This is a genomic window from Dellaglioa algida (assembly GCF_030127605.1).
Classification (GTDB): Bacteria; Bacillota; Bacilli; order Lactobacillales; family Lactobacillaceae; genus Dellaglioa; species Dellaglioa algida.
On record NZ_JANXLE010000001.1, the window covers coordinates 127,144 to 149,993 of the forward strand.

General features: G+C 35.1%; 19 protein-coding genes. 4 read left to right on the forward strand and 15 right to left on the reverse strand.

Annotated features, from left to right (window positions below; translation table 11 throughout):
• Positions 1 to 148: 148 nt before the first annotated feature.
• From N0K73_RS00565 to glpK, 12 genes are all read right to left on the reverse strand, one after another.
• The gene (locus N0K73_RS00565; RefSeq protein ID WP_181647407.1) at positions 149 to 1,288 is read right to left on the reverse strand and encodes an ROK family transcriptional regulator; all 1,140 of its coding nucleotides are present in this window, start codon (positions 1,286 to 1,288) and stop codon (positions 149 to 151) included.
• A 636-nt stretch (positions 1,289 to 1,924) separates the two neighbouring features.
• Positions 1,925 to 2,401, reverse strand: coding sequence for a PTS sugar transporter subunit IIB (locus tag N0K73_RS00570; protein ID WP_112250858.1), 477 nt, complete (start codon positions 2,399 to 2,401; stop codon positions 1,925 to 1,927).
• A 12-nt stretch (positions 2,402 to 2,413) separates the two neighbouring features.
• Positions 2,414 to 3,226: a PTS system mannose/fructose/sorbose family transporter subunit IID gene (locus N0K73_RS00575; protein WP_404825132.1), complete on the reverse strand. Its 813-nt coding sequence runs from the start codon at positions 3,224 to 3,226 to the stop codon at positions 2,414 to 2,416.
• Positions 3,213 to 3,986, reverse strand: a complete 774-nt coding sequence (locus tag N0K73_RS00580; protein WP_112250860.1) for a PTS mannose/fructose/sorbose/N-acetylgalactosamine transporter subunit IIC — start codon at positions 3,984 to 3,986, stop codon at positions 3,213 to 3,215. The genes N0K73_RS00575 and N0K73_RS00580 overlap by 14 nt, the downstream gene beginning before the upstream one ends.
• Positions 3,987 to 4,007: 21 nt before the next feature.
• Positions 4,008 to 4,421 carry a PTS sugar transporter subunit IIA gene (locus tag N0K73_RS00585; protein WP_112250862.1) on the reverse strand — a complete coding sequence of 138 codons (414 nt, stop codon included), beginning with the start codon at positions 4,419 to 4,421 and terminating at the stop codon, positions 4,008 to 4,010.
• On the reverse strand, positions 4,414 to 6,492 hold the full coding sequence (locus N0K73_RS00590; protein WP_112250864.1) for a glycoside hydrolase family 31 protein: 2,079 nt from the start codon (positions 6,490 to 6,492) through the stop codon (positions 4,414 to 4,416). Before N0K73_RS00590 ends, N0K73_RS00585 begins: the two co-directional genes overlap by 8 nt.
• A 502-nt stretch (positions 6,493 to 6,994) precedes the next feature.
• Positions 6,995 to 7,933, reverse strand: a complete 939-nt coding sequence (locus N0K73_RS00595) for a dihydroorotate oxidase (protein WP_112250866.1) — start codon at positions 7,931 to 7,933, stop codon at positions 6,995 to 6,997.
• A gap of 108 nt (positions 7,934 to 8,041) precedes the next feature.
• The gene (locus tag N0K73_RS00600) at positions 8,042 to 8,569 is read right to left on the reverse strand and encodes a GNAT family N-acetyltransferase (protein ID WP_112250868.1); all 528 of its coding nucleotides are present in this window, start codon (positions 8,567 to 8,569) and stop codon (positions 8,042 to 8,044) included.
• A 141-nt stretch (positions 8,570 to 8,710) separates the two neighbouring features.
• Positions 8,711 to 9,238, reverse strand: a complete 528-nt coding sequence (locus N0K73_RS00605; RefSeq protein ID WP_057974048.1) for a GNAT family N-acetyltransferase — start codon at positions 9,236 to 9,238, stop codon at positions 8,711 to 8,713.
• Between the two features lie 222 nt (positions 9,239 to 9,460).
• A complete protein-coding gene (locus N0K73_RS00610; RefSeq protein ID WP_057974049.1) occupies positions 9,461 to 10,180 on the reverse strand; it encodes an MIP/aquaporin family protein in 720 nt (239 codons plus the stop codon).
• A 24-nt stretch (positions 10,181 to 10,204) separates the two neighbouring features.
• The gene (gene glpO / locus N0K73_RS00615) at positions 10,205 to 12,025 is read right to left on the reverse strand and encodes a type 1 glycerol-3-phosphate oxidase (protein ID WP_057974050.1); all 1,821 of its coding nucleotides are present in this window, start codon (positions 12,023 to 12,025) and stop codon (positions 10,205 to 10,207) included.
• Positions 12,026 to 12,038: 13 nt separating this feature from the next.
• Positions 12,039 to 13,556 (reverse strand): glycerol kinase GlpK, encoded by a 1,518-nt coding sequence (glpK, locus tag N0K73_RS00620; protein WP_057974051.1) that lies wholly within the window; start codon positions 13,554 to 13,556, stop codon positions 12,039 to 12,041.
• 208 nt (positions 13,557 to 13,764) lie between these two features.
• On the opposite strand from glpK, the gene N0K73_RS00625 reads away from it, so the two are divergent.
• The gene (locus tag N0K73_RS00625) at positions 13,765 to 14,718 is read left to right on the forward strand and encodes an NADP-dependent oxidoreductase (RefSeq protein WP_112250870.1); all 954 of its coding nucleotides are present in this window, start codon (positions 13,765 to 13,767) and stop codon (positions 14,716 to 14,718) included.
• A gap of 19 nt (positions 14,719 to 14,737) precedes the next feature.
• A complete protein-coding gene (locus tag N0K73_RS00630; protein ID WP_112250872.1) occupies positions 14,738 to 15,682 on the forward strand; it encodes a Dyp-type peroxidase in 945 nt (314 codons plus the stop codon).
• Positions 15,683 to 16,092: 410 nt separating this feature from the next.
• Here N0K73_RS00630 and N0K73_RS00635 read toward each other — a convergent pair whose 3' ends face one another.
• From N0K73_RS00635 to N0K73_RS00645, 3 genes are read right to left on the reverse strand one after another with little or no spacing between them, the layout of a single operon-like run.
• Positions 16,093 to 17,391: a PTS sugar transporter subunit IIC gene (locus N0K73_RS00635; RefSeq protein ID WP_057974054.1), complete on the reverse strand. Its 1,299-nt coding sequence runs from the start codon at positions 17,389 to 17,391 to the stop codon at positions 16,093 to 16,095.
• The gene (locus N0K73_RS00640) at positions 17,388 to 19,787 is read right to left on the reverse strand and encodes a glycoside hydrolase family 9 protein (protein ID WP_284068591.1); all 2,400 of its coding nucleotides are present in this window, start codon (positions 19,785 to 19,787) and stop codon (positions 17,388 to 17,390) included. Before N0K73_RS00640 ends, N0K73_RS00635 begins: the two co-directional genes overlap by 4 nt.
• A gap of 6 nt (positions 19,788 to 19,793) precedes the next feature.
• The gene (locus N0K73_RS00645; protein ID WP_112250876.1) at positions 19,794 to 20,741 is read right to left on the reverse strand and encodes an ROK family protein; all 948 of its coding nucleotides are present in this window, start codon (positions 20,739 to 20,741) and stop codon (positions 19,794 to 19,796) included.
• 165 nt (positions 20,742 to 20,906) lie between these two features.
• Between N0K73_RS00645 and N0K73_RS00650 the strand changes: the two genes are divergently transcribed.
• Positions 20,907 to 21,983, forward strand: a complete 1,077-nt coding sequence (locus N0K73_RS00650) for a LacI family DNA-binding transcriptional regulator (RefSeq protein WP_057974057.1) — start codon at positions 20,907 to 20,909, stop codon at positions 21,981 to 21,983.
• On the forward strand, positions 21,980 to 22,789 hold the full coding sequence (locus N0K73_RS00655; protein WP_112250878.1) for a Cof-type HAD-IIB family hydrolase: 810 nt from the start codon (positions 21,980 to 21,982) through the stop codon (positions 22,787 to 22,789). Before N0K73_RS00650 ends, N0K73_RS00655 begins: the two co-directional genes overlap by 4 nt.
• The last annotated feature ends 61 nt before the right edge of the window (positions 22,790 to 22,850 follow it).

Genomic DNA, 22,850 nt, shown 5'->3' on the forward strand with positions numbered 1-22,850 from the left:
CCTTTTTAGTTAGTTAGTTTTGTTTACAAACTTATTATAATACGCGTCCATTTATTTAGCAAGCGCTTTCTTGATAACTTCTATTTTTCTCGTCAAAAAAAGGTAGGTGCCCTATTGGCCCTGCCTTTTTAAAATTATCGTAATTCAATTAAAACTTAATTTTTATTTTCCCCATATCTAGCACTCGGTGTGTAATAGCAGACATGGCTCCAAGTAACGTTGATAACTCAACATTACTTGATAATTTGACTATTACTTTTTTGCTTGAAACTACTTTTAATTCAGCATTAATTTGATCAATAATTATCGGTATCTTTTCAATTAATGGTGAATTCAAATAAATAATCTCCGGATTAAATTCAACATTAACGTTGTGTACGACCTCTGTTATTAAATGCACAAAATAATCAATTTCCTTTTTCACAACGACGTTATTTTGGTAATACAATTTCTGTACGTCATCCAATTCAATTTCTTTTTTCAACCTAATTTTCAGCTTATTGATAATTGCATCTTGCGAGCACACATCTTCAATCCGATATGTACTTCCCGCTATTTCATTTTCAGAATGTATTAACATTCTTCCGATTTCTCCCGCCTCACCACTCCACCCTCGGTAAAGCTCATTATCAATAATTAATCCCGCACCGATTCCTTTATGAATACTGATTGTAATTAAATTACTGATCACCTTATCACCAAAATCACGTTCAAAAATGGCCGCTAAATTGGCTTCGTTTTCTATACTAATCGGAACGTCTACTATTTTTTTAAGTTCTTCAATGACTGACATACCCTGCAAATCTAAAAATGGTAAATAAGTAATTTCATAATTATTATCGACAACCCCATGAACTGATATTCCAATACCCAAAAGTCCATGTAACGTTTCTTTCTTATCAGAAAAATTAATTTTTTCATTAATAATACTTAAAACATTCGTGAAATCGTTAACCTTTAATTGATAACGATTATAAGAAATCATTTTTCCATTAAAATGATTTAACATGACATCCAAATAATCGTAACCCATATCAAGCGCAATCGTGTATCCATAATCCTGATTTATATTTAACATTATTGGTTTCCGGCCACCTATTTTAGTACTGTCACCTTCGCCATGTTTCTTAACGAGTTGTTGTTCTTCCAATTCATTAAAAATACTTGATACTGTTGCCTTATTTAAATTCAAGTTTTTTGATATTTGCGCCCTAGAAATATTTTCATTATTAAAAATTTGCTGTAAAACTAATTTTGAATTATCCCCTCGCAATGTCACTTTTTCCACTTTAATTACTTCCTCACGTATTATTAATATCCTGAACAATCATATTTATCTCACTAGTATAGTGATGACTCAAAAACATATCAATGTTTACTCATAACAAATTCCGCAACTAATATTTACATAAGATACAAATATAATCTAATTTATCTTAAAAAGAATACCGCTTTTGGTAATACTACCTTAACACAACGTCAATGTAATTCACCAGCTCAAGACAATGCATATTAAATAACTACTCTCATTCATGGAAGATATCTGACCCTAAAGTAATTCTCTCCCTTAATAATTGAGAGAAAATTATTTATTCACTTATTAAAGTCTTTACAAAGTACTTTTAGCTATGTTTAAGCCATCTTAACGCATTACCATAAATTAATACAAAATTTTTTCATTTTAAATTAAAATGAAAAATATAATAATAACCGGAATCAATCCACACTAGTTTGAGTATTGAATATCTAAGACATCTTGGTTTTAGTCTCCCGTAAACGCGAGTAACGTATATCAAAAGGGTATTGTCACTTTATGACAATACCCTTTTGATATACGTTCAGAAATACTATTTAAGACAACACCGATGTATGAACAACCACATTAATTTTAAAAACTACACTATCAGCGTACGTATTTTTAAATTTATAAATAATCTTTCAACAATATCTTTGAGTCATCAGGTGTCATAATAGCCGTCACTTCAATTTTCCTATTGATTAGTTCTATTAGCGCTTCTTCTTCTTCCGGCGTCACACTAATACTTGGACGAATAACTCTCGTATTATCTTTAGCAGACATATTACCTACGTTAATTGCCCCAATATCCATTCCTCTATTGGAAAGTTCTAATAAATCTAACGGAGATTTTACAATAATCAGGACACTTTGTCCTTTGTATTTTCCACTTTGTATATTTTTAAATGCAGTATCTTTCGAAATTAAAGACGTACTGACATTTGAAGGAGCAGCCATTCTTAGTACCGATTTTTGTATATCATTTTTTGATACCTCATCGTTAATTACCATAATTCTTGAGACGCCTAATTTATTTGTCCACATCGTTGCAACTTGACCATGAATTAATCGATCATCTATTCGGATATGTTTAATACCTTCCATTCCAATAACCTCCTATTTTAAAATATTCAAAACATATAAAACAATTGACAATACCATCACGATAAGAATCAAGGTAACCGGTTTAACATTTTTTTTCAAGGCAAAATATACACCAAATACTACGGCCGCCGGAATCAACCCCGGCATAATTTGATTAAGTACTTCTTGTCCGGTCATCGAGAAATTACCCTGTTTAAATTTAAACGCGACATTTGCTTTAACCACCGAAGGAATTAAAGCCCCTATTACGGTTAATCCTAAAATTGCGGTACTTTCCGTTAAGGTTTTTAAACTTTTATCTAAATTTTCTATTAATTTTGTCCCGGATACGTAACCAGATTTAAATAATGGAAAACTTAATAATTTCACTCCTATACTTACTGCAATCCAGAGAAAAACTCCAACTGGACTTCCATCAATGGCCATATTTGCGGCAATTGCTCCAAATATAGTCCATGGAATTACTACAAATAAACTATCACCCACGCCGGCCGCTGGCCCCATCAATCCAGTTTTAATAGAAGCAATTGCCTCATTAGCTTCCGCGCCCTGTCTCTTTTCCTCCATAGCCACGTTTACCCCCAATATATAAGGCGCAATCCATGGATTTGTATTGAAGAATTGTAAATGGTTTTTTACAGACGCCTTCAATGCCTCGGGATTATCTTTATAAACAACCTTTAAAAATGGAAGCATAGCATAACAATATGCTAAAGCCTGCATTTTTTCATAATTCGATGAGACACTGTTAGTAAATATCCATCTCCATAAAACGCTATATCTAATTTTTTTACTTACGACTTTATCATTTTTACTCATCTTCATCCATACCTCCCTCTACTTGGTTCGAAACCGTTTTAGATCCATTTTTAAAGTTAATTAGAGCAACTGCGGCACCTAATAATGCCACGCCAAGTAATGGAATCTTAAGGTATGATACCAATACGAATCCAACTATTAGATAACTTATATATTCTTTTGCTGGTAGGTAACGTAATAACAAACCAATACCGACGGCCGGAAGTAACCCCCCCGCAACCGTTAGTCCTCCTGTAAGCCATTCAGGAGTATATGCTAATATTGCATTAACCAACTTAGGCCCAAATACAACTGCCAATAAGACTGGAATACCTGTTGTAGCCACCGTTAAAACAACACCAATCATTTGCATTGAAGAAATTTTCCTGTAATCACCATTTTCGGCCGATTTTTCGGCTCTATGCACTAAATAAATACCTGCCGCTTGTCTGAGAACATCAAATTGAACCATTAATAATGCAACCGGAATTCCAATCGTAATTCCCAAACTTGCAGCCTGTCCAGTTGTAATTGTAATAAATGTTGCAACGATACTTGCAGTCTGATAATCCGGAATAGATGCCCCTCCAAAATTACTTATCCCAAGGGACATCAATTGTAAAGTCCCTCCGATGAATAAACCAGTAGTCATGTCCCCCATTATCAATCCTACCACCAACCCCGCCGTAACCGGTTGATAAGTACTAAACATAGTACTATTTTTTTCATAATTTATAAAAAATCCATATAGAATTACTAATACCATTTGCCAAATTTGTACTTCCATTATTTTTCCCCCTTTTTATCATTACTCATCATCATCATTTACTTCATTAGTTAATTTTTCAGTTAATAAAATTGCTTTATTTGCCTGTTTTATCAACGGAATAATTTCCGAAATGGTCATTTGGTTCCTTTGCAACATTGCCTCCATTAAAGCCGGTAAATTAACGCCTGCTACAATTTCTTTATCACCTTTAAAACTATTAATTTTTTTTGATAATACATTGAATGGCGTGCCATAGAATAAATCCGTAAAAACTAAAACGTTATCATTTTTGATTTTTTCGATCAATATATCTATTCTTTTTTCAAAGATATTAATTCCTTTATTATCAAGTTCTACGGTATAAACGCCACTAATTTCAGGCGAAAATAATTTTAATGTTTCAAAAAAAGCTTCTGCCAGGGTACCGTGGCTTACTATAACAATTTTATACATTTCCTTCCTCCCTGAATATATTAATTAAATTATTTTGATAATCTTTATTTTTATTGTGCTTAACAAATACGGGTATTTCATCCAAGTCTGCAGAAACGTTATAACTTTTTCCGCCATTGTACGTTTCACCGTTTAATGTGCTAATCCATTGACTACCTTCAGGAAGATACACTAATCGCTCTCTTTGTTCATACTCCATTATTGGAGCCACTAATAAGTCATCTCCAAACATATATGTGTTATCTACATCCCACGAAAGACTATCCTTATAAAAGTCATAAAATAAAGGTTTCATCAGTGGTGTCCCTTTTTCATGCGCTTGTTTCATCAAATTACTAATATATAATTTTAATTTTTCTCGAATGAAAACATATTTCATAAATATTTTTTCATTTTCTTGTCCGTACGACCAAATTTCATTTGGTCCGCCACTAACCATTTTACCCCCGCCATCAACTCCTAATGCCTTAGTATGTGGCTGTCTATCTCCGTGCATTCTTAAAATGGGAGAAAATGTTGCGTATTGGAACCATCTAACCATTAATTCTCTAAATTCTGTGTCATTAGGGTTACCACCATGGAATCCCCCTATATCAGTTGTCCACCATGGAATCCCTGCAATCCCCATATTTAATCCCGTATTTACTTGGTTTCTAAATGCCTCAAAACTGGAATCGATATCACCAGACCACACTAACGCTCCGTATTTTTGTGCTCCCGCCCAAGCGCCCCTGACTAAACTTACTACAGACCCTTGTCCTTCCGCCTCTAATCCATCGTATACCATTTTTAAGTACCCAACCGGATACAAATTTCCTATTTGCAAATTGGTTCCCTTTTTATAACGATAATTATCAAAATCGTAAACTGCATAGCCTGGTTCCGCAACATCTATCCAAAAATTTTTAATACCATAATCAACATAATTATTTTTAATTAAACCCCATACATATTTTTGTGCTTCTTCATTTGTCGCATCCATAAAAATGGTATTTCCTTGAGTTTGCATTGTGGTTCTAACCCCACGATTAACCTTTACCAGATAACCTTTTTCCAAATACTCCTGGTATCTCTCTGTCTCAGTTGATACAGTTGGCCATATTGAAACATTTAGTTCAATACCCATTTTTTTTAGTTCATCGACCATCGCTTTTGGATCAGGCCAATATCGATCATCGAATTTATATTCACCTTGCTCTGGCCAATGAAAATAATCAACCGCTATGGATGATAGTTGAATGCCCCTACTATCATATTCTCTGGCAACACCCATCAATTCGTCTTGCGTTTGATATCTTAGTTTACTTTGCCACAAACCCAATAAGTTATCTGGCATTGTGGGAACCTTTCCCGTGACATTGGCGTAGCTCTCCTCAATTTGGGCCGGCGTTCCCCCGGCTGTAATCCAATAATCTAAGTGCGTAGTGGATTGCAAATACCATTCTGTAATATTTTTAGCAAACGAAACTTTACCAATACCCGGATTATTCCAAAGAAATCCATATCCTAAACTCGAGATGTAAAATGGAACACTCAATTGAGAATTCCGATGTGCTAATTCAAGTACAGTATTTTTTAAATTTAAAAAATCGTGTTGATATTGTCCCATACCAAATATTTTTTCATTTGGATTGGAAACAAATCTCGTTGTTAAAGAATAATCGCCCCCAATTTGTGATACAAACTCCCTTGACTTTAATTTAAGCGTCGAATTAAATGCTTTCATTACTTCGAAATTAGCATCTTCACTTCCAGTATCATGCTTAACCGCTCTTTGTCGTATATATTCTTCGAGAAGTATTTTACCTTCTTGATTTTTAAAAATAATTTTGTTTCTGTTATTAACGTAAGCTGATATGTTTCCATTCTTAATTTCCGCCCCGTCTTCACGAATATTAATGACCACAAAAGAAGATAAATCTTTTATGTCTTCCGTGAGCGCCCCCTCTTCATCAGGATATTCACCTTCAGGAGAAGATAATATCCTCAAACTATTTTCACCCCAGGGTACAATCCAAACAGTTTCTTCATCGTACCGCCTTACAAGTTTACCTTTCTCTTCAAAAAACATACCTGCACTCCTTTCTTAATCAAATTAATGTCATTTCAAGATGTAAATTAATCTTTTAATTCACATCACATATTCAAACTTTTGTACTGGTACTAAATCCTCCTAATTTGTTACCATTTAAAAAAACTCTGCCAGTTAGTTAATTTATCAAACTAACCATTACCCTATTATATATTCGGTATCTTTTTTTGTCAACGCTTTCATTTTAATTTTTACCGAATGTCGATTTGCCTCATTCGCTCTCTTATTTAATTACACTAATCAGACTGTATTTATAAATTAATTAACCCTTTTTTTCTAGCATAATCACAATTAAATATTTTTTATCATCGGTCCGCTAAAATATATCTCATAATATACGTTAATTCACTCTCAAAATTTCATTGAGTTAAAAAAAGACATGCAAAATTTAGATTTCTGATCTAATTTCTACATACCTTTTAATTGCTAACCTTCTTGATTCGACTATTACAGACTAGTTATGATGTAGTCTAAATCGTATTTACAAATAATTTAATTTTCCTCTAAAATCCTCAATACTAGTGTAACCTTTTTCTGCCATAATTGCTTCAAGCTCAGCAGTCAGTCGTTCAAAAATAACTGGGCCCTCAACCATTAAGGCTGTACCAACTTGAACCATGCTTGCGCCACAAAGAATGTGTTCAAAGATATCTTTACCAGTTTGAATACCACCAGTTCCGATAATTTGAATATCTTTATTTAACCGTTGATAGAACGCATGCACATTAGCTAAAGCCGTTGGTTTCACATATTCACCACCAATGCCACCGAAACCTTGTTTAGGCTTGATAACGACTGTTTCTGTATCATCATTAATATACAATCCATTACCAATACTGTTGATACTATTCACATATGATAAGGGATACTTATTTAAAATTTCTGCCATTTGATCAAAATGAATAATGTCAAAATATGGCGGTAACTTAACACCCAGTGGTTTATGATAAGCGTCAAAAACCGCTTTTAAAATAGCGTCAACCGTTTCAAAATCGTATCCGGTTTGTGGTTTCCCCGGAACATTAGGACAAGATAAATTTAATTCAACAACCCCTGCGAAATCTGAATCAGTTACTTTTTGAAGTAACTCGAGATCTTCTGCCAGATTAAACCCCGTAATTGATAAAAAGTACGTTTTACCAGGATGGTTTATCTGATCTTGAGAGACAAAATCTAAATAATAATCAACGCCATTATTTGGTAAACCCATCGAGTTAATGCTACCAAACTCAGTCTCAAAATAACGAGGTTCTGGATTACCCTTGCGTGGTTGAAGCGTGCCACTCTTTGTTACAAAAGTTGCTGCCTTAGAATTTTCGACGGCAAGTAATTCATCACTATCCATACAATAAACACCCGATGCGTTCATCATACAATTGTCAAAATTAGAACCTGCTAAAGTCGTTGCTGTTGAAATCAAAAAATCCCTCCTTCATATTGATTGGTCTTAGTATACCCTATCAAAATTAAATTTGTCGATTTTTTTGCAAAGAAAAAGACGACAAATTTATTTATCGTCTTGAACACCTTATTTTAAAATAATTTGATAAACATGTCGTTCTGCTTCATCACTATCTGGGGTCCGAATAATTCCTTTATACTCGAAACCATTCGTTTCAATAATATGTTGCATCCCTCTATTTTCTGAATTTGTATCAACTCGAATATCCTTATAACCTGATAATCTAGCGGTTGTTAAGAGACAAGAAATCGTCTTTGTTGCTAAATTTTGGCCTCTAAATTTTGTAGGAATAGCAACACGATGAATAGTAGCATAATGTGCTTCAGTGCCATTAACCCACTCACCATCTTCAATATGAAGATACATGGGCTCAATACCCGGACAAAGTGCAGCAGTTCCTGCAATTTTGTCTCCGACCATTAAAATATACGTCAATTCATCTTTAACATCTTGTTCTAATTGTTTAGCTTCTGGGTAGGAACCTTGCCATTGATTAATTTTTTGTTCTTTAAGATACGCCTTTGCTTCTTCAATAATTCTTGTAATCTCTGATAAATCTTCTGGCATTGCCAGCCTTAAATAAGATGCGGTCACTGTTACACTCCCTTTTTTAGATATTGGTTGAAACAAGATTGTTGATTATTGTAGCGCACAATTTTTCAAGATACAACTAAATTTTAATTAAAATAAAAACAGTACTGGAATTTCTTCCAATACTGTTAGATTTAAAATATCTTATTTTAAAATAATTTGGTAAGCATATCGTTCTGAGTTGTCGCCATCTTCCATGTGAATGATACCTTTATAATCAAAACCATTTGACGTGATAACGTGTTGCATCCCTTTATTCTCAGGATGCGTATCCACACGGACATCTTTGTATCCTAATGATCTAGCAATTGTTAAAAGACCAGAAATCATTTTTTCTGATAAACGTTGTCCTCTAAATTTTGAAGATACAGCAACACGATGAATGGCCGAGTAACGAGCTTCTGGGCCATTAATCCATTCTCCGCCTTCAATATGAAGATACATAGGATCGATTCCCAACCAAAGTGCAGCAGTTCCTGCAATTTCATCGCCAACCATTAAAACATATGTTAATTCATCTTTAATATCTTGTTCCAAATGGTTCGCCGCCGGGTAGGCACCTTGCCATTGGTCAATCCCTTGTTCCTTAAGGTAAGCCTTTGCTTCCTCAATAATTCCTGTAATTGCTGGTAAGTCTTCTGGCGTTGCCAGTCTTAAGTAAGATACAGTCACTGTTACACATCCTTTATTATGCTTAATCTATTCGTATATTTACGATTGAAAAATTATTATAACGCATAATTTATCAATATTCAATCGGTTTTCAGTTTATTTTTAAAAGGAAAATAGCCTTCTCTTCTCAACAAAAAAATACCTTTTAAAAGTTTGTCAAAATCTCAACTTTTAAAAGGTATTAATTATTTAAATTAAATCAGTAATAAGTGCTTAATTAATCTATGCCACAGCCATGAATAACCATGCAGCTACCATTGCACCGGCAAATGGTCCAACGATTGGTACCCAACTATAAGCCCAATCAGATCCACCTTTATTCGCAATTGGTAAAATAGCATGTGCAATACGCGGGCCTAAATCACGAGCCGGATTAATTGCGTATCCTGTTGATCCTCCAAGTGAAAGACCAATACCAACAATTAAGATACCGACAACAACTGGTGTTAAACCATCCGTGAAGTTGCCCTTTGTAAATGCTAATAAACTGTAAACTAAGACGAATGTCCCAATTAATTCACTAATAAAGTTATTGAAATAACTTCTAATTGCTGGACCCGTTGAAAATGATCCAAGAATTGCAGCGGAATCTTGTGTTTCTTTCCAATGTGGCATGTATTGAACCCACACAAGAAAGGCACCGACAATACCGCCGGCAACTTGTGCAACCATATAAGGTAACACAGAAGCCCAAGCAATTTTACCAACCATTGCCATTGCCAAAGTCACAGCTGGATTCAAATGTCCTGGCCCCATGAAGGCCGTCGCATAAACACCTAAGGTTACGGCAATACCCCAACCTAATGTAATGGCAATCCAACCGGCACCTTCAGCTTTTGACTTACGTAACGAAACGCCAGCAACAACCCCATTACCTAGTAACACTAAAATCATTGTGCCTAAAAACTCACCCAAAAGTTGCGTTGTAAGATCTGTTGTCATCATACTCACCCCTACCTTAAATGATTATTTTAAGTAACTCATGTCTGATTCTGCAATTGTTGCGTCTAAATCTGCAGATTGTTTTGCTTTTTCTTCTTTAGTCCAGCTATAGAAGCTTGCCATTTCGTTAATTACGCCAACTTTAACAGCATCTAATGTATCACGATGGAAAAGAATGTGGTTCGTACGACGCATCAAGTAATCAGTTGGTGTTAGCGTCATTTCTTCTTCCATTGAGTAATGAAGACTTGCCATTTCACCTAAAGATAATCCTTCTGATGCTTTAACATGTGACATTTGGCTGAATACGCGAGCTGCATTTGATCCGAATAAATTAGCAAACAATGTTGCTTCTTCTTCAGTTAAACCGTTATCCATTCCTTGTTTTGCAAAGAAACTAATCGTTGCTTCAACGTTGTTAGGATCAATATCCCCACCTGAAACAGGTAAGTTCTTTGAATCAATTGGATTGAATTCTTGGCTATAGTTATCTTTCAATAACTTCGTAATTGTGGCCATTGCACCAGCAGCCATCTTACGGTAATCCGTAATTTTACCACCAGCTAATGTTAATAAACCATCTTTTGAAACAGTTAATGAACTTCCACGAGAAACTTGTGAAGCACTAACTTTATCTTCAGAAAGTGTACTTTCCAAATCATTCAAGATATCTTCAACATCAGTTTTAGTGACTTCTTCTTTTTCGTAGCGTTTGATAACATCAATAACGTCGTTGAAACTCTTTTCACTAATTTTACCTGAGTTTCCACCATTATAATCTGAGCTTCCGTTTGATGAAATTAATGGACGTAATCCAGCCCAACTCGATTCGATATCGCTAATTTTAACGTTAGCACTTGGGTAGCGTTCGTTAATAATATCAAGTAAGTAATCAGCATCTTCTTGTTCTACGCGAGGATGTTCAAAATCACCATGGAAATCAGTATCTGTTGTTCCAAAGTATGTTTTATCTTCTCTTGGCACAACGAAGATCATACGACCATCTTGTTTACCAGAATCAAAATACGTTGGTTGTGGTACGTTCAATTTTTTAGAATCAACAACTAAATGAACCCCTTTTGTAGGACGCATTTGTGGGACAAAGTCTTCATCTGTATCCATCTTACGGATAAAGTCAGACCATGGACCTGTTGTATTGATAACATATTTAGCATGAATATCAAATTCTTCGTTAGTCAATAAATCTAATACGTGAACACCGGTAATTTTACCGTTCTCATGTAATAAATCTAAAGCTTTAATACGACTAACCATCAATCCGCCATCTTCATGTGCTTTTTTGATGTTTTCAATAACTAAACGTGAGTCATTGTTTTTAAAATCAAGGTAGACACCACCACCCATTAATTTATCTGATTTCAATTGAGGTTCGCGTTGTAAAACTTCTGCTTTAGAAATCGTGTAGTTAACCCATTGAGGATCAACAACGCCTGCTAATTGATCATATAAATTCATGGCAACTTTAACTGAGAACATATCAAAAGTTGCACCAGGTTCATCGTAGATAGGTAACAACATTGATTGTGGACGTGGAATATGTGGTGCGATATGTTGAACAACTGCACGTTCTTGAACAGTATCTGCAACAACTCCAACATCAAATGTCTTCAAATAACGAATACCACCATGAACTAATTTTGTTGATCGAGATGATGTTCCTTCAGCAAAATCTTGCATTTCGATTAATCCGTTTTTCAATCCCATTGCGCTTGCTTGAATCGCAACTCCGGCACCAGTGATACCACCACCAATTGTTAATAAATCTAATTCTTCATTCTTTAATCGTTCAATATCTTGTTTTCTTGACGTTGCTGAAAATGACATAGTCGTATCCCCCTTATTTATTGTTTTTCTTCATTGGTTTGTGTTTGAAAACTCTTGTTGCTTCAACCGCTTGTTGCCAACCAGCATATAAATCTTCGCTTTCTTCTTTTGGCATCGTTGGTTTAAAGACGTCACCTTCAGTATACTCAGCTTTGAGTTCATCTAGATCTTTCCAATAACCAACAGCTAGTCCAGCTAAAAATGCTGCACCCAAAGCAGTTGTTTCAAGATCATGTGCACGTTCAATTGGTGTATTAATAATATCCGCTTGGAAATTCATCAGATAATCATTTTTAGCCGCGCCACCATCAACCTTTAACAACGGAATTTTAATTCCTGTATCTAATTCCATTGTTCTCACAACATCCCTAGTTTGGTAAGCTAATGATTGCAACGTTGCTTTAATGAAATCTTCACGCGTTGTTCCACGAGTAATCCCAAAGACAGAACCTCGTGCATCGGGATCCCAATAAGGTGCCCCTAATCCAGTAAATGCCGGAACAACGTAAACTTCATTATCATTCGTTGAGTCCTTAGCTGCCTGTTCTGTATCCGGCGCATGTTCCACCAAACGCATCCCATCTCTTAACCATTGAATTGCTGATCCAGCAACGAAGATACTTCCTTCTAAGGCGTAATAGACTTTGCCATTAATCCCATAACCGATTGTTGTCAATAAGTTATTCTTAGATAATTTTGGTTCTGTTCCCGTATTCATGACGATAAATGAACCCGTTCCATAGGTGTTTTTAACCATTCCTGGTTCAAAAGCCATTTGACCAAACAATGCGGCTTGTTGATCGCCCGCCATTCCTGAAATAGGGACTTCACTACCATAAAAATGATAATCTTTTGTATGTCCGTAAACTTCAGAATTTGATTTAACTTCTGGCAACATAATTGCCGGAATATTCATAATTTTTAAGATTTCTTCATCCCATTTTAAATCATGAATGTTAAATAACATTGTACGACTAGCATTAGAATAATCAGTTACATGTGTTTCATCCCCTGATAACTTCCAAGTTAACCATGTATCGATAGTCCCAAAAAGTAACTCACCCTTTTCGGCTCTTTCTTGAGCGCCGTCAACGTGATCCAAAATCCAACGAATCTTAGTTGCTGAGAAATATGCATCGATTAACAATCCTGTCTTTTCGTGAATTAAATCGCCGTAACCCTCTTGCTTTAATTGTTCTGCAATATCTGCCGTTTGTCGTGATTGCCAAACGATTGCGTTATAAATGGGTAATCCCGTTTTTTTATCCCAAATAACCGTTGTTTCACGTTGGTTTGTAATCCCAACCCCTGCTATTTGTTTAGGTTTAATCCCGGAATCAATAAATGTATTTGCGATTGTAGATAAGACTGCATTCCATATCTCGTTCGCGTTATGTTCAACCCAACCAGGTTGAGGAAAATATTGTGGAAATTCGCGCTGCGCATCTGATACTTTTTGACCTTTATGATCAAATATAATGGCTCTGGTACTAGTGGTTCCTTCGTCGATAGCTAAAATATATTTTTCCAAATAACTCACTTTCTTTCTTTTGATTATTTTTTGGAAACGCTAACATTTATCAATATGGATATTCTACATCCTAAGCGTCGCCTTGTCAAATAGATTGTGCAAAATATATTTAATTATTATTTTGGCGCTTTTTGTAAGCCTTTTATTTCTAATTATGGTACATTATAGCTAGTAACAGCATTATTTAATTTAAAGGGGGCTTACACTTATGAAAGCATTTGGTTTTAACCAATATGGTGACGCAAACGTGTTTGAAGAATTACAAATCGAACCGGTAGCGGAACTTAAATCAAAACAAGTTAGGGTTTCAATTGAAGCCATTGGGATCAACCCGTTTGAAGCAATTCTACGTGCTGGTTACATGAAAGATTCTATGCCTCTACCGTTTCCAATTGTGCCCGGTGGCGATGTAACTGGGATTATTACTGAGATTGGTGATAAAGTGGACAATTTTAGTGTTGGGGATGCCGTTGTCGTGCACAAAGGTTTTGGGGGATATGCGGAAGAACTTATCGCATTTACGTCTCACATTGCTATCCGACCTGACAACATTACGCTCGCTGAGGCTGCTGGTTTACCAACGCCTGGTATTGCTGCGTATAATATTTTAACGTTCTTTGCAAAAGCAAGAGCCGGCGAAACGATTTTTATCGAGGGTGCATCTGGAAGTGTCGGTATGGTTTTAGTTCAACTTGCTAAGCTAATGGAACTAACGGTTCTTGCTAGCGGTTCGAGTGCTAACGAAGACTACGTCCGTCAATTAGGGGCCGACCAGTATAGCGCTTACGATAAAGAAAATCCTGGCGAAACATTTAAAGACATGGCCGATATCGTTGTTGATGCAACACTCGGTGGCCGTGCTAGCGAAGTTGGCGTTAAAGCCTTAAAACCAAACGGCCGAATGGTTTCGCTCATTAACGTTCCAACTGAAGATATGCAAAAAGAAAAACCTCTTGCAGATTACTACCAAGTTGAGAGTGTTAAAGAACTAAAAGATAATGATGCATTAAAATTCTTAACAGATTTAATGATGCAAGATGAATTAGAAATTAAAATTGCCAAGAAGTACAAATTTACTTTAACTGATATTATTGAATCTCATAAACAATTAGATTTACCTCGTACCGCTGGTAAGATGGTTGTTATCGTTAAAGAAAATTAATTTATAGGAGGCATGACTTATGACAGTCACTGAAAAATTAACACAGGATGTATATAAAGATGTAGGCGAAAACGTCAATTTTACAATTTTAAACTTAAATCACAAGGATCAAAAAGCTGAATTAGCAGCCGTTCAAGAATTAGCTGACCGAATTCCAGCAATCATTCGTAGTATGAACGTTCGTTATCCAAAAGCCGCTTTAAAGGTCGCTTTCGGGTTTGGTTCAGACGCTTGGGATTATCTTTTCCCAGATGCCATCAAACCTATGGAACTCATCCGCTTTAAAGAAATTGTGGGTCCAAAATATACAGCAATTTCAACACCAGGTGATTTATTCTTCCACGTTCGGGCTGGCGAAAGTGCAGTTGTCTACGAAGTTATGGCTCAATTTATGCTTTTCATTAAAGACGCTACAACCGTCGAAGACGAAACACATGGCTTCCGTTACTTCGAAGGTCGCGCCGTCATTGGTTTCATCGATGGAACTGAAAATCCAGACGTAAATGAAGCGCTAGATTACGCTGTAATTGGCGATGAAGATCCTGAATTTACAAACGGTTCTTATGCCTTTGCTCAAAAATATCGCCATGATATGACTGCTTGGAATGCCTTAAAAACGGAAGACCAAGAAAAAGCAATTGGCCGTAAGAAAGATTCTGATTTGGAACTAGCTGATGAAGAGAAGTTACCAAATTCTCATAACGTTGCATCACAAGATATGAAGGACGGCATCGAACATAAAATTGTCCGCATGAATGTACCTTTCTCAGAACCCGGTAAAGACATTACAGGAACATACTTCATTGGCTACGCACGTCATTTTGCGGTAACCAACAGAATGTTAATTAATATGTTCGAAAGTAAAAGTGACCGTTTGTTAGATTTCAGTACAGCTGAAACAGGGAATTTATTTTTCATCCCTTCAACAACGACACTTGAAAGTATTGTTGATAACGCCTTATAAAATAAACTAAAAATCCCGTAACTACTCAATTACAAGTGTAGTTACGGGATTTTATTTATGTTGATTATTTCTTAAAATAAATTTATCAACTCATTTTTTAATACTTAATTCAAAAATCCATCTCCCCGTTGAACGGCTTACGATGAGAGTTGATTTACCATTGCGACATGTTTAAAGATGACCAATATAATGATAACTGCTCCAAAATGCGCATCACTAGACCAATAATATTAACAGCGACAATATTATTACCTAAAACTAGTCTTTCAATTCCTTCGATTCAGATGCGTCTTCACGTTCTCCCAGAGTTATTATCACCTTTGAATGACTTTGTTTGCCAACCATCTTAGCTGCTCTACCGTGTTAACTAAAAAAGATGTTACCAAATGGCAACATCTTTCAAAAATTTACTACATTTTATTTTCTTCACTTGCGGCACGATTTGAAGCGAGTACAAATGGTAAATAGATTACAACACCAACTGCAATAATAACAACTTGCATCAGCGGCGCTCTCCAGTCTCCAGCTGTTGCTAGGTAGCCCGATAAAATAGGGGGGGTCACCCATGGAATTAAGATATAAGTCGGTGAGACTAACTCTAACGCAGTTGCCGTATAGGCAATAACCGTACCTACCATTGGCGTAATTACAAATGGGATTGCATAAATTGGATTAAAAACGATTGGTAGTCCGAACATTAACGGCTCACTAATATTAAATAATGTTGGTAGTCCACCAATGCTGGCAATTAAGCGTTCATCTTTTCTTCTTGATCCTATAAACAATGCAATAATTAAACAAATCATTGTTCCACCACCACCCATGTAAATATAGGCATCTAAGAACGGTTGCGTAACAATATTAGGTGCAACATGCCCTGCATTAACCGCATCAATATTTTGTTGTAACGATGTTAATAAAATAGGGCCTGAAATAGCTCCAAAAACATATGCGCCATGAATACCAAACACAAAAACTAACGTTGATAAAAAGACGTAGAAAAGAATACCTGGTAACGTTTGAAAACCACCAACAAGAGGAGCTTGTAGAACTCTGACAACAACTTCAGGAACTGTTAACCCCGTCATATGGCGTAAAATAACTTCAAAAGATGCAAAAATAGAAATAACTAAAAATGATGGAACTAAACTATTAAATGATTTTGCAATTGCCGGTGGAACTGTATCCGGCATTTTTATTTTAATTTTGTCAATATTACTTAACGTGACCAGTAATTTTGTTCCGACAAGTGCAGCAATAATTCCAAGTAACATTGCTGAGGCACTTGTATATGTTTGTGTCAAAACGGCTGTTGTAGTTACTGTTTTACCCGATGTTGTTAAAACGCTAACTGCATTTGGAACAACAGTAATGTAACAAGCAACCGCAACAATACTCTCAAGTGCACCGTCAGCACCTAGTGATTTAGCTAAACGGTAACCAATTAAAAAGGTTACAAGTAGCCCTAAAATGCCTAATGTTCCATTATAGGCCTGTGTCCCAATTTCAAACATCAATTCATGTCCCGGAATATTACGTAAAAGTCCTGTCTCTGGCTGTAAAAATACATTGTTAACTAACAAGAAAAAAGCTGCAACAATCGTAATTGGAATTGTACTGGCAAATGCGTCACGAATGGCACCAATATATCTATTCATTGCTAACTTATTTGCAAATGTAGTTAATTTTTCTACAAATTTATCTTTCATTTACTTGCCCTCTTTTCGGTTTTTAAAAGATCTGATAATAGTCCCATCCATTTACCGGCATTTCCAACCCAAACCTCTTTATACGTTGCATTGTTAAATTGTGGCCAGTAAGGTTCATCTTCATTCCCAAATGTTTGCATTCCGACAGGCATTTCACCAACCATTTCACCGGATGATACCGTATATTGTTGTGCAAAATTATGTCCTTCCCCATAGACCATCGATTGATTAAAGGGATTTTTACCTACCATCCATTGCAATTGTCCAGCCGCCATATCAGTTAAACCCTGGTCTTGCAGTAAATTACCTAAAATTGCAGATGCTCGTCCAGCAGATAAAATAATGGCATTATTTCCGCGAAATGAAAACCATACCGGAAAACGTTTAATATATAAATTCTGTCCAATTTTAACGGCATTCTTTAACTGAATTTGATACTCTTCCTTAGCGGACTCCCCAACCAATAAGTGTTGACGATTAAAACTTTCCTGATCTTGATATTCTTCCATTTGATATACACCACTTGGAAACATATCGTAAGGTTGTGTAAATTCTTTCAAATATTTATAGTATGAACCAAGTAAAACCGCACTTTTTTTCCAATCATCAACTAATTTACTTTTTGATTGAGAAATTATAATTCCTTCTAATGCCATAGCGTACATACTTTCACGAGATTGATGATTAAAATGTTGGAAAATTTTCTTACCTGCATCCCTATAGAACATTCCTTGTAACTTTTTACCGTCAAAAAGATCTATTCCAACGACTTCTTGACAATCCAACATGACATCCATGAAACGCGTTGCTTCATCAGCATATTTTTTTATCTTAGTTCTTTGATATAACATTGAACTTGCCCATGAAATTGTTGCTGCAAATAGACTATTAGACATATTGTAAGTGTGTTCCCAAAAAACTGGTTCATGTACGTAGGGACTAATTTCAAATTTTGTTTGTGCAAACTCATAATCTTCTTGAGCGACATCTGTTATTTTTTCGATTAATGAATGTTGATCAGGCAACAAATTACCAATTTTTGCAAGAATACCAGCCAGTAAAAAATTATCGTACGCGTGATTTCCAATACGTGCTTGTGCATCATCCATGTTTCCAACATGGTTATCTGTCCAACGTGTAATTCCCGCACTGGTGACGTGAAATCCATTTGCTAATCGTGTTTTTAAAATAAAATCAATTCCCCACTCGCCTTCTTCCAGTAAACGTCGGCTCAACATTGGGTCAGATTCACGATACTGTTCAGACATTTCAATAATATTTAGGGTCAGCTCTGCCGATTGAATGAGCTGTTGTGACAAATCTCCTGCATCATGCCAGCCACCATTGAACGTTATTGTTTCATTCTCAAATGTTGCGACTACATCCTCATGACATGTGCCATGAATACCTGAAACAGGACATCCGCACCGTTCACAATAAATAAAATTCAATGACCTCCAAATAGAGTCACCATAAAGTTTATCAAAGGCCATAATTGTAAATGGATCTGTTTTCAATCCCGCCGTTTCTAAAACGAATAATCCCTCATTCGTAAAATCAGTAAAATCAAAAATACGATAATTTCCAACGATTTCCTTTTTTAAAATAGATTTCCCATCATAAACGACTTTCCCAGTCGTAACATCAATAAGCTGAAAGTCAGCGTACTGATCTTTGGGTGACCATAAAATAGACTTTTTTTCCGACGTAGTTTGATAGCCAATATGTGAATATATTAATTCGTTAGATGACGCTTTCCAACCTTTTGCATGACTAATTAAATTGTTTTTTTGTAATTTAATATTTCTAATTTGATAAGACAGTTTGCCAGGTAAATTCATATACGACCCATTTGCACCACTCGCTATAGCCATACTCATGATGGCTTCTCGAGGTAAATTACTTAAATCAAGAACATATGTATGCCAATCTTCACCCTTTAAATTAATCACGTGATACCCTTCACGATCATAAATATCAGGAATTTTAATAGTTCCATCATTTACAAAAGATACTGTAACATTAGGATTAATCATATTTTTACATGATGCCAAAATTTCAAATGAAATTTGATTATATTCAGACCAATCTGAACGATTAAATTCAGTTATTATCTTTGCTTCACCAAAATTAACGTAATCTCCATCTTTTGGCGCACCTTTCGCCCACGAATCATATCGACTATCAGCAATAAATCCAGCAGTCGATGTATCCTTAATTAACGCACCACGTCCTTCATGTTTCCATAATACAGAATGGTTTTGATCAAAAATAATCTTTTCAATTCCTACATTGCTTTTTTTTAACTCTAATGTTTCATATGATTGTTCATCATGAACTGGTAATGGTTGATGTAATATGTTACTGTTCAATATTTCTTTTGATAATAAAGTCATTTCAATCTACTCCTTCACATTTTTAAAACCTAGCATTGCACTACCTTTTAGTGCAATTGTACTTGAATCCAGATTAGTCACGTGCACGCCTTTTTTTACAAAACGCATTGTCTTTTTATCCAATAGAGGTTCTAGTCTTTCTAACATCCAACCACTACTCATAACACCACCACCTAAAATAATAGCTTCTGGATCAGACACACGAACCATATTCATAATTAATGTAGCTAATCCTTTTAAGGATTGGTTAATTACCTTTTTGGAAAGTTCATCTTGCTTTTCATACCCGTCCATTAATTCTCTTGCACCAACCCGCTGACCTTCTACAAATAAGATAATTGTATCTGGAAATTCATCTTTAAATCGAACCGCTTGATTATGCATCCCAAGCCCTGAAGAGATAGGCTCCACACACCCTTTCCGACCACAAATACACTTCCAATTGCTATTCATATCTACAACCATGTGCCCAATTTCCCCTGAATCAAAGTGATTACCAACCATGACTTTCCCTTTATCAACAATACGTCCTGCAATACCCGTTCCAATATTCATGTAAACAAACGATTTGGTATCGGTACCAAATCCGAGTAACAATTCTGCTAATGTAGCACAATATACATCATTAGCTATAAAAACTGGAATTTCTGTAAATTCAGAAAATTCTCGTCTTACATTAATTTCATCAGCAAGTTCTGGATGAATTTCATACCAAATTCCTTTTTCAGTATCCATCCTTCCAACCATACCGATACCAATACCGATAATATTTCCTTTTCTTACCGCAGTTTTTAAATATATTTGTACTGCCTTTTTAATAGCATTTATTGCCACCCTCTGAGATGTTACATCTGATGATGCTTTAACTTGTGAAAGTATTTCACCAGATTGCGTTACTTCACCAATTAATAATTTAGTTCCTCCTAAATCTACTGCTAATATTGTATCAATCATTATCAACACTCCATTCTTAAATTTCCTCTATGCCAATTATTTAACACTATTATGAAAACGTTGTCAATACTTTTATTAAACGTTTGGTATCGATACCAATTTTATTGCTTTTTTTATTATTATTGTTTACACTATGATTATAAAAGATTACGAGAGGATTATTTCATGACTCATAAAAATTTAACCATCAAAGAAATTGCTCAACGAAGCGGTGTTTCTATATCAACTGTTTCTCGCGTTTTAAATAATAGTCCTTCCGTATCTAACGAAAAACGTGAAAAAATTCAAGCCGTTATTCACGAAAATGATTATCAGCCTAGTATGGTTGCACGGAGCATGGTCTCTAAAAGAACCCATACCTTAGCTATTATTGCTCCAGATATTAATAATCCTTACTTTACAGATTTAATTTCTGAAATTGAGTTAATTGCTAATCAATCAAATTATTCGATTTTACTGTTCAATACAATGTCTGCTGGCAATCGTAAAGTGGAAACCAAAGATTCAATTGAAATAAGTGTTTTTAAATCCATCTTAGAGAAACAAGTTGATGGTATATTTATTTTAGGTGGTGATATTGATAAAGAAGATCTTTCCGAAAGTTATTTAACCGCATTAAACCATTTAAATTCTATTATTCCAGTCGTTGTTATTGGCCAATACCAAAATGGCGTAAATTGTCATTTTATAGACAGAAATCTAAAATATGGCGTTACCTTAATAACTCAGCATTTATTATCTTTAGGTTATCGAGATATCGGTTTTATTGGTGGCGAACCTAAGATTAAGATCACCACAGAGCGAGTTAAGGCTTTCAAAGAGATCCTCTCTTTATATTCGTCTGTCAATGAAGAAACAATTATTTTAAATGACTACTATGCAAAGGATGGTTACCAAGCAATTAAACTTTTAATTGAAAAAAATATTTTACCTAAAGCTCTAGTGGCAATGAATGACCAAGTTGCCTTAGGTGCGTTCCGTGCTCTAAATGATTACCACTTATCTTGTCCTGAAGATATCGCTATTGTCAGCTGCGATGCATTCCCAGATGCGGATTTCCAGACACCACGTATCACTAATGTTAACCAACACAATCACGATTTAGCTCAAGTTGCTTTAACAACTTTATTATTTTATTTAGATACTACAGAGATACTTCCTGAAAACATGTCTCAGCACTTACCGGAACTAGTTATCCGCGAATCATGCGGTTCTAAAAATATTGGAGGATTAAAATTATGAATCAACATCTTATATTTATGGATATTGATGGCACACTCGTTAACAACGATTATGTTGTGTCACAAAAAACAATTGAAACAATCAAAAAATATCAAAAAGAGGGCCACATTTTCTATATTTCAACTGGTAGAATGCTGGTTTCAGCAAGACAAGTCGCAAAATCAATTAGTCCAGAAACACTCGAAGTTGCATCTAATGGTAGTATCTTTGAAATAGGAGATACTATCCATACTGCTTCTCTGTCTACTAATGCATTAACTGAAATTTATCACCAAAGTATTGATAAGAAAGCTCCCGTTTTCTTTTTTACTTCAAAGGATGTCTTTTATACATTGACATTGCCCTCATATTTCAACAATAATGATCAGCAACGTTTAGCCGTACAAGATAAAACTCAACATATTCAAATTAAGAACCTTGATGATTTATTAACCCATCAAGGTCAAATTATAAATGCAATTTTAATTATGGATGAAAACCCTAAGATTCTTAAAAGTATTAAAACTGAACTTGAAGCATCTCAAGATATTTCTCTCTCCTCTTCCAGTTCTAATAATATTGAAATTACTGCTAAAAACGTTAATAAAGCATACGCTATTCACCATTTAAAAAATTTTTATCATATTCCAACAGACCAAATTATTAGTTTTGGAGATGGCCAAAATGATATTGAAATGTTCCAACATTCAGGTGTTAGCGTGGCCATGAAAAATGCTTCTGATGAAGTTAAAAAATATGCAGATTATGTAACTGAATCAAATATCAATGATGGAATTGCCGTCTTCCTTAATAAATATTTTAAATAACGACTCTTATTGATTAAAAAAAACTTCATTTCAAATGAGTAATCCAATATTATTTGGTCTA

Excerpts from the sequence above, each read along its gene's own strand:
- N0K73_RS00570 (WP_112250858.1), bottom strand. The coding sequence starts at position 2,401 with ATGGAAGGTATTAAACATATCCGAATAGATGATCGATTAATTCATGGT.
- N0K73_RS00575 (WP_404825132.1), bottom strand. The coding sequence starts at position 3,226 with ATGAAGATGAGTAAAAATGATAAAGTCGTAAGTAAAAAAATTAGATAT.
- N0K73_RS00580 (WP_112250860.1), bottom strand. The coding sequence starts at position 3,986 with ATGGAAGTACAAATTTGGCAAATGGTATTAGTAATTCTATATGGATTT.
- N0K73_RS00585 (WP_112250862.1), bottom strand. The coding sequence starts at position 4,421 with ATGTATAAAATTGTTATAGTAAGCCACGGTACCCTGGCAGAAGCTTTT.
- N0K73_RS00590 (WP_112250864.1), bottom strand. The coding sequence starts at position 6,492 with ATGTTTTTTGAAGAGAAAGGTAAACTTGTAAGGCGGTACGATGAAGAA.
- N0K73_RS00610 (WP_057974049.1), bottom strand. The coding sequence starts at position 10,180 with ATGACAACAGATCTTACAACGCAACTTTTGGGTGAGTTTTTAGGCACA.
- glpO (WP_057974050.1), bottom strand. The coding sequence starts at position 12,025 with ATGTCATTTTCAGCAACGTCAAGAAAACAAGATATTGAACGATTAAAG.
- N0K73_RS00625 (WP_112250870.1), top strand. The coding sequence starts at position 13,765 with ATGAAAGCATTTGGTTTTAACCAATATGGTGACGCAAACGTGTTTGAA.
- N0K73_RS00630 (WP_112250872.1), top strand. The coding sequence starts at position 14,738 with ATGACAGTCACTGAAAAATTAACACAGGATGTATATAAAGATGTAGGC.
- N0K73_RS00635 (WP_057974054.1), bottom strand. The coding sequence starts at position 17,391 with ATGAAAGATAAATTTGTAGAAAAATTAACTACATTTGCAAATAAGTTA.
- N0K73_RS00640 (WP_284068591.1), bottom strand. The coding sequence starts at position 19,787 with ATGACTTTATTATCAAAAGAAATATTGAACAGTAACATATTACATCAA.
- N0K73_RS00645 (WP_112250876.1), bottom strand. The coding sequence starts at position 20,741 with ATGATTGATACAATATTAGCAGTAGATTTAGGAGGAACTAAATTATTA.
- N0K73_RS00650 (WP_057974057.1), top strand. The coding sequence starts at position 20,907 with ATGACTCATAAAAATTTAACCATCAAAGAAATTGCTCAACGAAGCGGT.
- N0K73_RS00655 (WP_112250878.1), top strand. The coding sequence starts at position 21,980 with ATGAATCAACATCTTATATTTATGGATATTGATGGCACACTCGTTAAC.